Origin of the sequence: Acetivibrio cellulolyticus CD2 (genome assembly GCF_000179595.2) — a bacterium.
Classification (GTDB): domain Bacteria; phylum Bacillota; class Clostridia; order Acetivibrionales; family Acetivibrionaceae; genus Acetivibrio; species Acetivibrio cellulolyticus.
Genome location: NZ_JH556651.1, coordinates 351,284 through 367,531 on the forward strand (window position 1 = coordinate 351,284; position 16,248 = coordinate 367,531).

At 35.7% G+C, this 16,248-nt stretch carries 4 protein-coding genes; 3 read left to right on the forward strand and 1 reads right to left on the reverse strand.

What is annotated here, in order from left to right; translation table 11 throughout:
- Positions 1 to 373: 373 nt before the first annotated feature.
- From ACECE_RS26280 to ACECE_RS32505, 3 genes are read left to right on the forward strand one after another with little or no spacing between them, the layout of a single operon-like run.
- Positions 374 to 14,812, forward strand: coding sequence for a S8 family serine peptidase (locus ACECE_RS26280; protein ID WP_010243614.1), 14,439 nt, complete (start codon positions 374 to 376; stop codon positions 14,810 to 14,812).
- 15 nt (positions 14,813 to 14,827) lie between these two features.
- Positions 14,828 to 15,208: a hypothetical protein gene (locus tag ACECE_RS0201820; RefSeq protein ID WP_010243616.1), complete on the forward strand. Its 381-nt coding sequence runs from the start codon at positions 14,828 to 14,830 to the stop codon at positions 15,206 to 15,208.
- Positions 15,192 to 15,344 (forward strand): hypothetical protein, encoded by a 153-nt coding sequence (locus ACECE_RS32505; RefSeq protein WP_205410157.1) that lies wholly within the window; start codon positions 15,192 to 15,194, stop codon positions 15,342 to 15,344. Before ACECE_RS0201820 ends, ACECE_RS32505 begins: the two co-directional genes overlap by 17 nt.
- Before the next feature lie 363 nt (positions 15,345 to 15,707).
- Here ACECE_RS32505 and ACECE_RS0201830 read toward each other — a convergent pair.
- Positions 15,708 to 16,248: IS66 family transposase (locus ACECE_RS0201830; protein ID WP_010243617.1), on the reverse strand; the 541-nt coding region annotated here is incomplete at its 5' end.

Genomic DNA, 16,248 nt, shown 5'->3' on the forward strand with positions numbered 1-16,248 from the left:
ACCTTCTCATTTTACAAAGTAAAATTTCAGAAGTTACTGCTGAGTAAGGCAGGGTTATCAGAAATGTTAAAATTATAGGAACTAAAAATAGAATATGCATTATGTTTCATTATCCTGCCTCCTTTTTCAAAAATTTTGTGTACCCATCTATTAATGTTAATGCAAATACCAGAATTAGTCAAGGTGTTTTTTTGTATTATAAATTGCCAAGGATATATAATTTTTAAAAGTGACATAAAACAAATGTCGCTTTTTATGTTTACAGAAGTACAAACTTTTGGTAGAATTTTTTACTAGAAAGATTTTTTTATATTATATGTTTTACATAATAATACAGAAATAGAAAAATAGAATTATAGGGGGAGAAAAGAAAATGTTTAAAAGCAAAAGAATGATTTCTTCAATCATTTCTGGTGTTCTTGCCGTTCAAATTCTGACTTCAACTGTGTTTAATCCCAGTGGATTGGGCAATGTAGAGGCGGCAAAAGGACAGAGTGTTAAGGGCAGTTCATCTACTGTTTCTGAGTCAGTGTATAGTACAACAGATGCAGGTGCTATGAAAAATGAGGCTGTCATAGCGGGCGATAAATTCAATGGTAAACGAATTATTGTCAAGTATAAAGATTCTGCTAAAGCTAAAAGTAATATCTCAAATGTAGAAAAATCAGTAGGCAAGAAACTTAAGAAGCTGAAAAAGGAAAAAGAGCTGAATTCCGGTAAATTGCATGTTTATAAGATTGATGAAACAGACGATATGCAAGGTACAATTGAGAAATTTAAAAAGAATGAGAACGTAGAATATGTTCAGGAAGACTTCAAGTTGACTAGCTTTGATATTCCAACAGACACCAGATTTAATGAGCAGTGGCACCTGTATAATAACGGACAGGATGTATATGGGCAAACAGGTACCAGTGGCGTAGATATAAATGCCTTGAAGGCATGGACAAAGACGAAAGGTTCGGAAGAAGTAGTAGTTGGTGTTATCGATTCGGGAGTGGATGTATCACATGAAGATTTGGCGCCAAATATATACATAAATAAAGGTGAAATTCCAAATGACGGATTAGATAATGATGGCAATAACATTATTGATGATTATTCCGGGTATGATTTCTATAATGACGACTGCACAGTATATGATTCTGCTTCAGACCAACATGGAACACATGTTGCAGGTATTTTAGGGGCTGCTGATAATGGAGCGGGAATATGTGGAGTAGCTACAAAGATCAAGGTACTTCCGGTAAAATTTATTGAAGGAAATTCGGGTTTTACCAGTGACGCGATTGAGGCAATAAACTACTGTAAAACTATGAATGTTGACGCTGTGAATATCTCATGGGGTTCAACGGCATATAACCAGGCTCTTAAAGACGCAATGGAAGAGAGCGGATTACTATTTATTACGGCTGCGGGCAACTGTGGAGTGAGTACCTCTGCAGTACCAATATATCCAGCTTGTTTTGATTTACCCAATATTTTATCCGTTGCTGCTGTGGATAATAGTGGAAATCTTGCGTCTTTTTCCAGTTACGGAAGTGATGTAGATGTAGCGGCACCTGGACTCAATATTTTGAGTACGCTTCCAAATAACCAATATGGTACACTTAGCGGTACATCAATGGCATGTCCTACTGTAACAGGAATTGCGGCGCTTCTAAAAAGCTATGAACCTGATATTACAGTTGATGAAATAATAAACAGGATAAAGAGCAATGTTGTTAAATCGTATAAGTTGGAAGGAAAAGTAGCAACAGGTGGTAGAGTGGATGCAAATGCAGTACTGGATGATATTGTACCACAGGCCGAAGTTGGTAATTTTGTACCTAATACACCTTACACAATAAACAATAATGAGAATAAAGATATTGAAGACATAATTAACGAATCACAGAATAATTCAGCAGGTGAAAGTGACAAAATAGTAAAGCCTTTAGTAGTTGAAAACTCATTGGAAAGTGAGCAGAAAACAAATAACTCTACTCATGAGCAACTTGGTATCGATGGGGTAAAAGAAGGCATTCAGCCACAAAGCATATCTACGTTGTCATATACATATGAGGTTGAGCCAAACAATACATCTTCAACGGGTATGACTGTACCAATTGGAACAACTTTCGGTACTGCAGCTGCTGCTAATGATAACGACTGGTATATAGTATATCTTGAAGCAAACAAGCAGTATTCTTTTAGGTTGACAGGGATACAAACAGGGGATGACCTTGGATTATTCCTTTTTAAACCTGATCTTACAGATGCGGATTTTTCAGACAATTTTTATAATGCTGATGAAAATTTAACTTATACAACTTCTGTAGCAGGTTACTATTACATAGATGCGTATTGCTTCACCAGAGGTTCGGCAGCAAACCATAATTATCAGATGCTGGTTTATCCAAATAATGCATCTCCCGATTCTTACGAACCAAATGACAGTACAACTACGGCTAAAACCATTTCAAACAATACTTCTGTTAGTGGGACTATAAATATAACAACTGATGATGATTGGTATGTAATAGATACTACTGAAACAGGAAAGCTTACAGTATCTCTTGAAGGAATTCCGTCAGGTTGTGACTATGATATTTCAGTATATGATAACACTATCTCTTATGTTGGCGGTTCATATAATTCAGGCAATACTAAGGAAAAGGCAAATATTTTAATAGGAAATACCGGTAAGTACTATATCAGGGTTTATTCCTATTCAGGGACAAATGCTTCTTCAAAATATAGCTTAAATGCTGTTGTATCAATACCTGACAACTATGAATCAAATGATTATACATATGAAGCAACAAGAGTGGATGTAGGAACTTCTGTATTAGGAACTATTGATAACATAAGGGACCAAGACTGGTATAAGGTAACTATAGATGAAACGATAGGCTATACTTTTGAACTTGAGAACATCCCTTCAGGTAGAGATTATGACATGTACATATACAACGAGGCTGGGACTTATGTGTCAGGATCAGCATGCGGTTCAAACAATGATGAACTTATTAATACCACACTGTCCGCAGGAACTTACTATGTAAAGATATATCCTTACAGTAATTATTCGGATGAGCGAAGTTATACATTCTCAGTTTATGAAAATAGTGCAATAAATATTTCAATGCCTTATTTGAGGGCAAATGCAGGGGATGAGATAGTTGTACCTGTATATATTGACAGTGTACCGCAAGGAGGAATTTGTAGTTTTGACTTTAAAGTGAAATATGACAAAAGTGTAATGAGTTATACAGGATATGAAGCTGGGGCTTTGACAAATTCAACTTCAGTCATACTTGGAGCCAATGAAACAAGTAACGGAATTAATATATTATACCTTGACAATTCAACAACATTCTCAAATCCTATCACAAGTGCAGGTGAGTTGATAAAGCTTAAGTTTACTGTTAATACTGCTACAACAGATGGTGCATTTGAATTAACATATAATGATGGCTGGAGTTTTGGAAAACGGATTAACAGCGATGTTGATGATATATCAAATGTGGTATTTAAACCTGGGATTGCGATGGTTGGGAGTTATGGTCTTAGTAGTTTGCAGACATCGGCTCAGCCTATTAGGTTACTAGCTGATGGAACATCAGCATCATCAACTGGTGATGTTAATGGAGATGGGGCAGCTAATAGTATAGATTTTGGGCTTATGAGAATGGCTTTATTGGGTAAAATTCAGCTTTCGCAAGAGAGTTTAAGTGCTGCAGACGTAAATGGAGATGGGGCATTTAATAGCTTGGATTTTGGAGTTATGAGGCAATATTTATTGGGAATAATAAAGGTGTTTCCTAAAGATACCATGACACCTACAGTGACACCTACACCAACAGAGATTTTTACGCCAACGCCTTCACCAACCTTGGCACCAATTAATTTAGTTGGCACATGTAGTGGAACAGAAATGGCACTTTCATGGACAGTTTCTACCACAGAAGGTGTAATAGGGTATAAGGTTTATCGTAGTGATGGAAAAGTATTCGCTACAAATGAAACAAATTATAATGACACAGGATTGAAACCTGGTGCAACTTACATATATTATGTGACAGCATATGATGAGGATAATAATGAATATGAAAAAAGCAATAGCATTTCGACAGGAGTTTCAAATATAAATATAACAGAGAATGAAGAGAATTATATATCCATTTCATGGGATGCGGTTATAGGTGCTAAAGAATATCAGGTATGTGCAGATGGGATTATAAATGAAACCGTAACAGGTACTTCTTATAAGCATTCTGGTCTGATAAAAAACACATGGCATTCATACAAGGTACTTGCGAAATTTAATAGTGGAACTAGTGCTTGGAGTGAAACCTTGAGGGTATGTTCTGCACCGCAGAAACCAATTGAGGTAAATGCAGATATTGAAGGTGATAAGGCAACTATCTCATGGCAAGAGGTGCCCGGTGCGGCAAAGTATCAGATATTGAAGGGTACTGTTGCTGTAGAGGTTGAAGGATGCGAGTATGTTGATGAAGGGTTAGAGCTAAATAAAGATAATATATATGAAATCAAGGCATTAGACTCAAGTGATGCCCAGTTAGGTAATAGCGGTAGGGTTTTGGTAAATGCAGGAATAGGTGTTATTGATAAAGATACCCCAATGTATGAGAATAGGGTGTATGGAAGCTTAGAAAATGGTAAAAATTTAAACTTAAATACTTATAACTTGTCTGTTAGAGGAGATAGTTATTTAAGGAGCGGTTTAATTGATATTGATGGCGGAATATTAAGCGTCAGAGGAAATATATCGCAGGCTGATTGTTCAATGTATCTAAATGGTGGACAGATGTATGTCGACGGAAATTATATTATAAAGAATAGTGGTGACTGGAGTAAATCATCCCTGATAATGAATAATAGTGATGACTATGTATTGGTCGAAGGAGATTTTGTACAGCATTCTTATAATAATCATAAAGATAAGCTGACGGCAGGTACATTGGAAGTAAAAGGAGATTTCACTCAGGAAAGTTCTGGGGATGTTACAGAAATACTAACAGAGGGACAATATAACTTAAAGTGTAGTCTTAAAGATGGTTTGACTTTAGTCGAACCTGGTAGTGGTATTGGGTGTCATTATCCATATGGCAATGCAACTTATGGTTATACTGGAGGTTGGGGTTCTAATAGCGAATTAATAGTTGGAGATATTACAAATTTAACAGAAGGTTGTATCTCTCGAATGGGGCATAGTTGGATTGATTTTGAACAAGGTACTAATGAGTATTTATTCACCAAAAAGTCAATAACAGACAGATGGTGTGGTTTATACTTCTACGGATTTAATACGTCTATGCAAATAGGGGCTGTAAAGCTTATATTTGACAATGAAGATAAAATATCTATAAAGGAAGCAGTTGCTCTTGGATATATATATCCGCTGGTGCCGATTCAATCATTTTCATTTCAGAATTATTATGTAGATGGTCAAGTTGGTCAGTGGACTAACATTGTAGATTTGATTGACGGTACAAGTTTAACAAATGAAGGTGATCACAGAGTTGGTCTTTTCATGTTCAAAATGAAATCATCAGCAGTTAACCTGTCAGGAGTAGAGTTTTATTGTGATAAAAAAATAACCGCACACGAAGACACAAACAATTGGCTTTCTGGCTTTAATGCATTTATGTTGTCCGAGGATTACGATCTAAGTATAGTTCCAAGTGACCAAGATTATAACTTTGCAGCATCAGGCACGCACAGAGTAATTTTGAGCGGAGAAAAGGTTCAGACAGTAAAATTTGATAATCCAGAGCAGTCGAATTTCAATAAACTCTGTATAACAAAACCATTAGAATATGGTTATATAATGAAAAATGCAAAATGGAACACACTTGAAGAAAACTACTCAAATGCCAACCCAATGCCTGGAACAATGATAACGAAACCAAGCCTAACCCCAGCAAGAGAAGGATTGGCAATGGCAGAAGTAAACGGAAGAATATATGCATTTGGAGGAAAAACCGATAGCGATGAATATCTAAATACAGTAAGTGAATACGACTACATAGCAAATGAATGGACGGAATTCACAGCAGACCCCAATAAACAAATGCAGACAGGCAAAAGCGATTTTGCAATAGCTGCAACAGACAATGATGTATACATTTTTGGTGGAACAGATGGATCAAACTACTTTAATACTGTTGAGAGATATAATCCTACTGTTGGTTTCAAAGACGACAGGGTTCCAGTTCCACCAATGCCGACAGCTAGAAGTGGAGCAAAGGCAGTAATAATAGATAACAAAATCTATGTAGTTGGAGGAGTTAACGAAAAAGGATACTTAAACACAATCGATGTTTATGATATAGAAGATAACAGTTGGTCAACAATTAATAGTAATACCAATATACCACGAACAGACTTCGGCATGGCAGCATACGGAAAAAGCATCTACATTTTCGGCGGATGCAATGATGACGGTATTATTGACACTGTTGAAGAATATGATACAACTACAGGAAATTGCACAGAAAAAACATCACTACCAACAAAAACTAAAGGTTTACAGGCGTGCAATGTAGACGGTAAGATATATCTGTTTTGTGGTACAACCTTTGACGGAAAAACAACAAAGGTAACAAACTCAGTTGACAGTTATGACACGCAAACGCATACCTACTTGAGTGTTGAAGCAGACAAAGACCCAAAGGACAATATAGTAAAATTGAAATCATTGCAATATGCAAGAACATCCTTTGGTGCAGTTGCTGCATTTGGGAGGGTATTTATTGCCGCAGGAAATAATGGGACAAAGTGCCAAAGTGCTGCTGGTGAATATGTAGTTAACCAACTAAAAGGTACAAACTTTGGAGCCGACTATAATGGAAAAGAAGGCAGAGGAAAGCAATACGATTCCAACGGAGCAAACGTACTTACTGGAAATTATTTAACACAATCAACGGATATAAGTATTGATAGTCCGGCAATGGATGTTGAAGTAGTAAGAAGTTACAACTCAAGTGATGCGGATACAGAAGATCCATTGGTAATTGGAAATGGCTGGCGAATGAGTTTTGAGACATTTGCAAAAAGTGTTACTACAAATAGATATAAAGTAACAGCATCTACCTTGAATTTTAGACAAGCCCCACCAAATAAGGAAGAAGTATATCCTACAGATTGGGATGTTATATGTGGGCTTAGTGAGGGTACAATTGTAGACCTCACGGACAATATGTATAACATTATGCGATGGTCTAACGGTTCAGAATGGTATGAGGTTAAGACTTTGAACAATAAAACAGGATGGGTAAGTAAAAGGTATTTGAGTGAGGTCCCTGGAGTTCAAATAACATATCCATCAGGTACGAAAATTATGTTTAAGCAAGCAGAAGGTAAATATGAAGCTCCTGTAGGATGTTATGATGAACTTACAAAAACAACTGTAGACAGCAAAGAAATGTATAAATTAAAAAAGAAAGATCAATCTGCGTATTTGTATAATGCATCTACAGGAAAACTTGAGTATCAGGAAGACAGGTATGGAAACAGAATTAAATTTGAATATTCAAACGGTCAACTTATAACAATATATGATTGCGGTGCTACAAGTGCTGCAATTAGAAGAACTCTATCACTTAATTATACAGTTGATAAACTTAGTAGTATAGTTGATGGAGCAAAAAGAACTGTGTATTACAATTATACTAATGGAAAACTTTCATCAGTGACCGATTTAAATGGTAAAGTAACTAAATACGAATATTATTCTGATGGTGAAGGCTCTAAAAATAAGCTGCAAAAAATAAAGAAAATTAATGATGACATAGCAGATAATAAAATAGAAATTACTCTGTACACAAATTTCTACGATTCATTAGGCAGAATAATCAAGCAGTTGGATAGTAACAATAAACCAGCGTACTATCTATACAAAGACCTAAGTGCCAATGATACTTCATCAATGACAACAGAAGGAATTGAAATTTGCCGTGAATACTATAATAGGAGAGGGGATTTGACAAAAGAAATATATAATGTTAATTTTCCAGATAGACCTATAAAAGTTATTGATGCAATAGGAAAAGAGACAAGAACAAAATATTATCTAAACGGTAAACTCGGTTATAAGGAAACAACTACACTTACTGATGAACAACTCAAGTCTGAAGATTATGAAGATTTGTGGACAACTAACTTGCCACAGAAGTATGAAACAACAGAGGTTATTAAAATAAATGGTACTGAAACAGAAGTAAATAAGACAATTGTTGAGACCGATGCAAAGGAAAATGTAAAACTGGTTACAAATCCTGATAACACTACAAGGAAATATGATTACTATCCTAATGGCGACCTTGAATACATGATTGATGAAATGAATTATCAGACCTACTATTACTATGAAACCTTTGGCTCGGAGGGTAGAAAAAGGCTTAAGAAAATAATCAGACCTGTAAAGCCGGTAGAATCAAGTACTACTATAAACGATATAACCGATGCAAGTGTATTCGATAATGTCAATAACGCAATAACAACTTATGACTATACAAATAAGCAAACATTGAGTCTTGTGAGTAAGACAACCAATCCAGATAATACTTGGACATCTTTTGTCTACGATGATAACGGAACACTTTTGGAATCAACAGTGGGAGAAAATAACAAGACAGAAAATAACAAGACAGGTTACACATATGATAATTGCTTCCGTGTGAAAACCATAACAACAGCATTGTTGAATAAAACAACTTATGAATATGACAATATGAACAATGTAACAAAAGTTAAAAGGGAAGCAGATGGCGAAGAAACAAGTATTATCCGAACCTTTTATGATTATGAAGGACGTAAGGTAAAAGAGGCTAATTCGTTAATGTATGATGAAAGTAAAGACCTCTCATCGGGATATACAGGAAATTTTTCGGATGATTATGTGTATGACGCATTCGGCAGGGTATTAACACATAATCAGTATGTACAAAGGTTTGATCCGGATACAAAAATAACTACAAAGGATACATATACACACAATTACACCTATGATGGAGAGGGCTACCTTGAAAATGAAACAAAAAATAATGGGGCGGTATATGTATACAACTATGATGAAGCAGGAAGAATTACAGCTGAATATTTCAAGGCAGGTAGCGGTGCTACAGCAGTTTTGTTGAATGAATATGCTTACAATGAAGGAATTAAGCTTGAAAATGGTACTTATGGTACAGAAAAAGTACAAACAAAGCATCTGGCAGACAAAATAAGTGCTGTTACCAAATACTTGTCCGATTATAAAGGAAGGGTTGTAAAAGTTACAAATGATTCCGGCGGATTCACAAAAACAGAATACTATGATGATGGTAATGTAAAGAGTTTCACCGACTTTAATGGCAACAAGACCTTGTATACATATAAGAAATCTGAAAACCCAGGATTTGTGTATGATGAAAAGTTTGTTCCTGTTACCGGGGAAGGTGCAAGCACCAAATATTCATACTCAAAGGTTATATATAACCTAAATGGAAGAAAAATTTCAGAGATAGTCTCTGTTGACCTTGTTGAAGTTTCAGTTACAGAAGATGGTAGGACATATGAATTAAAGAAAGGCTTAGAACCAAAAAAATATAATAAGACCGACTATACATATTATGGCAACAACAAAGTGAAGAGTGTTAGCTCATACAGCGTTAATACAGAAATGACTCCAATTGAAAGTTCATCTGTCAGTAAGAAGGAGTATAAATACGACCTTGATGGCAACATGACAGAAGAAAAAACTACGCTTGAAGAAGGTAAAGAAAAGATAAATATATATCTTGATTACAACATGTACGGAAAGCCTCAAAAGACTGCTGTACTTGTAAGTAATGCAAATAAGGATGCTGATTTTGATGTAACTGAAGAAGAAAACATCGTAGCCTATGATGATTTATTTACAGATGCAACAAGAAATGCTAATTATGGTTATTCAGCAGCCTATGCAGACTACAGTGCAATAGTTACTGAATACACTAACTTTGACAAGGCAGGAAATCCATGCAAAATAGAATATCCTAACAAAAAGACAGAATATCCTAACGAAAAGACAGTAAAATACATTTATGATACCCTTGGAAGGGTTGTAAGTGAAGAATATGCTGACAAAATCATTAGAGATTCCGAGGGAGACTACGATACTGCGGATGTTTATACAATTACAAAATACAACTGGGAAGGCAAAGTGACCAATGTAGATGTGAAGTCTAACAGTGTGAATGGTTGGAAGACTCTAAAAAGTGAAGAATACACATATAGTAAAAGAGGATTTCTGGAGAAAAAGATTAACAAGGGCGTAACAACACTGACTTTTGACAGAAGTACAAATGTTGAGACTAGCTCTGTGGCTGATATATGTACTGCATATGAGTACGACTATGCCGGAAGGCTCGTAGCAGAAGTGACTCCGAACAACTATGTAGAAGGCTATCAGAATGGATTGGGTCTATTATCAACTACAACTGAAAACAAGGTGGTTTATGAATATGATAATCTTGACAGACTGATTGCAAAGCGTTTCATTGGAACAACAATGGATTATGATCCTTCTAAAGTCAGCGCAACCTGTGATGGTTTTACTTCAGTGTCAAACGATATTGTTTTGGAAGCATATAAATATGATGCAAACGGAAACGTTAAAAAGAAAGTGGATGGAGAAGCTTATAACGCAGCTTTGACTAGATTGCTTGGAGGTGGTTCAACAGAGGAATTAATAAATGAAGCTTATGGCACTGAGTACACATATAACCATGCAAACCAAGTGGAGACGGTCAAGAACCCTGAATTTGATAGCATATATAAAAAGACCTCTGATCTTGATGTCAAATACAACAAGGAATATACCTATGATGGTTTAGGCAGAGTAGTTGAAGAAATATCAGCATACAATAGAGATGTAGATACTTTGATGATAGATGGTACAACAAAATCTGCGTCAGATGTCAGTTTTAGCCGGACCAGCTACCTGTATAATGACTATTTCAGGAACATGAAGGTCAATATACAAAAGGATATCAACAGCCCAGATAATTATGATTTGAAGACCGAGTATTACGATTGCACAGGAAATTTGAGGGTTTCAGAAGATGCTAAGACTAATTCAACATATTATGAATATAACGATATTGGTAAATTAAGAAAGGTAATTTACCCAGGAGATGCGAACATCGGACAATATACCATCGGACAATATACTGTAAGTTATAAATACGATTCAATGGGTAATGTCAAAAATGAAACAGACAGCATGGGCAAAACTATTGAATATAAATATGATGAACAAAATAGATTGCTTAACCAAAAGACCTATGGAACAGGCTGGACAAACGCAAAAGAGACCCAGACCAATTATTTGTATGATCTCTTGGGAAATGTTGAGTATAAAATCGATGGCAATCATGTGATTACACGGTATACTTATGATGAGCTTGGAAGACTTTTAAGAACTGTGGTAGACGGTGTAGAGGTTAATAACATTGACGGTACCACAACCCAAACAAAGCATGAAAATATAACATGCTACGATAAGAATGGAAATGCAATAACAGAAGTTGAAAAGATAACCAGGGGAGAAACATCTCATTACAGCGCAACAAGCTATACTTATGACTCCATGGGAAGGTTGATAAAAACTGTAGACCCAATGGGAAATGCAGTTGAAAAACTCAACTATAACAGTAACAGTGCCCAAATTGAATCCTACGATGGTAATGACTATTTGAAAGAATTTAAATACAACATGGATGGGCAACTTTTTTCAACAACTGATGGGTTAAAACATGTTACAGAGCAATACTATGATGCCAGCGGTAATGTAGCAGTAACAGTAGATGGAAAGAAAAATAGGACAGTATATAAGTATAACGAACTTGGAAAACTCAAAAGTGTGAGCCTTTTAGAGTACGACAGCACCATTGAAAAAGTGGATGTATTTAAATCCTGCACTGATCTGACCGAATACATATACGATGTCAATGGAAACCTTGAAACACAGAAATTCCAAGGTTCACTTGGTGCATCATTCACTTATAATGACAGGAACCTGCTGAAGGAAAAAGTATACCCCGGCTCAGCAAACAATAAAGTGAAGTATTATTACTACGATGACGGCAGCCTGAAAAAGGTAATAGATAGAAAGAATATAACAACAAGCTATGACTACTATCCTCAAGGCTGGACAGCAAAGGAAAAGGCAGCATTAATTGAAGCAGGTGTGGAAAAAAGTAGTACAACGAGGGAATATAACTATGATAACAACGGAAATGTATTGGAGGCAAAAGTTACATCCGCAAGAACGCCGGATGCTGAGATAATAACAAGGACCTATGACGAGCTCAACAGGGTAGATAGCAAGACTGTTTCAAACATAGATACTGTGAGTTATTGCTATGACCTTATAAACTCAGAAGGAAAGCTTGGTGAGACTGTAATTGATCCGAAACGAAACATGACTTCCAAGTTATATGACGCAGCAGGAAGAGTGGAGTATGTAAAGGACGGGAATATTGAAGCGGCATACGTAGCACAGTACATATACAACAAGAACGGATCAACAAAAGAAGTACAGTATTCCACTGGAGCTAAAGAAATCTATGATTACCATGCCAACGGATTGCTTTTTAAATTAACAAACACAAGCGGTACAAATTTTAGTAATAGTTATGAATACCAATATTATGAAAATAATAATATAAAAAGTAAAACAGACCTTAAAGGTGAAACCAAATACTTCTATGATGCGCAGAATAGGCTTAATTGTGTAGATGAAACTTATGTTGGTGGAGCTAAAACAGAATATACTTATGATGAATTTGGTAACAGGGATATTGTGACTATTACAAAAGATGGTATAATAGTTAATGAGGATTACGACTACACCACAAACTTACTTGATACAATAACCGTAACTACAAGTAATGTAACAGTAACTACAAGTAATGTAAAAGATAAGGTATATCATTATAGTTATGATGCTAATGGAAATCAAGTAGAGTCATACACAGAAAAATACACAAATGGAAATCCATCAGGCACAGCAGACAAAGTTACAAACACTTATGATGAATTCAATCAGTTATTAAGCTCTAACAGTGTTGTAAATACTTATAATGCTGAAGGATATAGGGTAAGTAAGAATTCAAACGGAACCTTGACAAGATATTTGTATGAGTTTGATAAAGTTGTGTTGGAAGTTAATGCTGCCGGCGAAGAGACAGGACGCAACATCTATGGCACTAACCTACTCTCCAGAACTGTTACAGAGGGTACTAACAAAACAACACTCTACTACATGTATAATGGACACGCAGATGTTACAGCCCTGATTGACGCAACAGAAGGTTCATCTACAAAAGGACAGGTTGTTGGAAGTTACTACTATGATGCATTCGGTAATATAACTGATTCCAGTGGTTCAATGAAGGATAAAAACTCAATCCTTTATGCCGGATACCAGTATGATTCAGAAACAAAGCTTTACTACCTTAATGCAAGAATGTATGACCCTAAGATTGCAAGATTCTTGCAGGAGGATACATATAGGGGTGATTCTAAAGACCCACTGAGTCTAAATCTATATACTTATTGTTCAAATAATCCGTTGATTTACTTCGACCCAACAGGACATGCATATGTTTATATACCAGGTTATGTTGAAAAACCGGGTAAGAACTATGAATATAAACCGGGATATGTTCAAAAACCAGGAGAGGCAAAAAAATCCCTTCCATCAGCAGAAGAAGTGCTAAAGCTTAACACTTTACTTAATGTCTATGAGGATGAGGTACAAAAAGTTCAAGGCTATAAATTGCTAGGAGACAAAACTGATAAAACGTCATGGTCAGTAGCCAAAAACTTTTCCTTGAAATCGTCACCTTATGCATTTGTTGATACTGAAAATGATATAGCACAAAGCTATACTAATCTTCAGTATCTCCAATACTTATTACTCGAAAATAAAGCATTGAAGCAAAACAAAGACATTTATGAACAGTTAGTTTATGCGTGCATGTATGGAAATGTAATGAATAGTTCCGAAGTAGAATACTTAAGATGGCAATTACTATCAGACGATAGAAGTCAAGCTATAATAGAAGCAGATTTCAAACGAGAATTACAAAAAGCAGGAATGCAAGTTCTTAAAGGAAGTAACTATACAAAGGATGAAGACATTACAGAATTAGGAACGTATTCGGAAACTCTTGTTGGTCTTGGTGGATCACTTATCGGAGCTGATACGCCACTAGATGTAAGAGATTTTTCAGGTGATATAAAAAATTGGAAATGGACTCCTGGTCATGTAGGCGGTACAGTATTAGATGGTATTGCTGTAGTACCTTTAATTGGTGCAGCTAAGCCACTTGCAAACATGGGAACTGTATTCAAAGCAGCAAACAAAGCTGATATGTTAGATGAAGTTAAGGATGTATCTAAAAATGTTAGTAAACTAGGAACATATGATAATGTAAAAGGGCATCATCTTCATGCTAAGAAATCATTTGAAGGAAATATCGATTATGATCCCAAAACAACAGGATTGTGTATCAATAAAGAGTATATAAAAGCACGAGGATGGGATCACGGTAAGATTACAGGTATGCAAAAGAAGTTATATATAGCATTTGCCAAGAGCGGTAAAGAAGCAACTTTAGAGGAGTTTAGTAGAATTGAACGATTGGCATTACAAGCAGGAGACGTTCCAGAAGATGAAGCAGCAATAATGGTTGCTATGTCTCTGAAGCAGCTAACAGACAGTGGAATTACAAAACCAACTTATATACCTTGGGTTGGACCAATAAACAAATAATAGGGAGTGATAATCTTGAATACAAAGAAATTACTAGACAAATTTGGAGAGACGCTTATGAAGGAAGTTAGAGATTATGCTATACCACATTGGGATAGTGTAATTGGAGGTAAAACGCAAACAACTGAGGCTAAAATAATACAAGATAATTTATCAAAAATGAAAAAAGAGGATATTGAAATTATAATTAATATAATTCCTAAAATTGTTGATACTACTCTATTTTATTTTCTTAGAATGATCGAAGAAGATGACGGATTTGATCTTGTTGCAGATGCAGAAAATGGAGATAAAGTTAGCTTGAGAGAAGAAAGTTGGGGGTTAGCTGGAGAGTTGTATAACGAAGAAGGCTGGATAGCAAAATATAGTAAAGAAAGATATGAAGAAATATATTAGATATAAAAATTTCAAACAAAACAAGGGTAAAACAACATTCAAAATAGAAATGCTTAATTTTGACTTGCCGGGAGCAATCCCTGTCGACTTCAAAAACTCTATCTGGGGCGTACAGGCCACCAACAAATGGCATTAGCAACAATATAAAACATCCGCAAAGAAGCATTTTTAACAAAAGTATTAATGAAAAAACGAAATTTCTCGGTAAGTAGCCGGGAAATTCCGTTTTTTAGGCATTATAAAAAAAGCCTATTATTAGATTGTAAAAGATTAATCAGGCAACTTTTTGGTAATCATGATATAGTCCATTGAGTATTGATTTGGATTTCAGAACCGTTTTGTCAACTTTCGTTTCGGTCAATTTTTCTTTCAAAATTGGTGTCTGACAAGCAATGCCCTGATGGGTTCGGACAGGGTTATAATAATTCGCAATATACTCTTTAAGCAAGTATTTAAGATGCGTAAGTGCTTCAAAAGATGACGTCTAGCTATATCACGATCATTGCGATAAGCTAATGGTGTCATTTTTGAAGCACTTTTTATGTTTATGATTCAGCCTGCATTCTTCCGGTAAATCCTTTGACCAAGGCAGGTACTTGTCCAGAAGTTCTGGGTGGTTTTTAAAATCTGTATTAGGCATTGCTTCAAGGATATATTTTAGATACTCATACACATCCAAAATATTTGCTTTGGCAGATTCCACCAATGTATAAAGGATCGCATTAGCAGTTGCTCCCTTTGGAGTGTCAGCAAAAAGCCAGGCTCTTCTTGCCACGGCATATGGTTTGATATTTGCCTCACAAAGATTGTTGGAGATGGGAAGTCTTCCGTCTTCTAGAAATGTTTCAAGATACTTTTTCTGATTCTTAGCATAATTTAGAGCTTTTGTCAGGTTCTCATTTGTAGTAGAAATTGCAGAGGTCTCTTCAACCCATGACCAAAAGGCATCAAGAATGGCGCGTGACGCCTCCTGACGCTTCTCTTTCTTTTCGTCATATGACAGTTCCTTTATCTCATCTTCCACTTTGAAGAGAAGATTG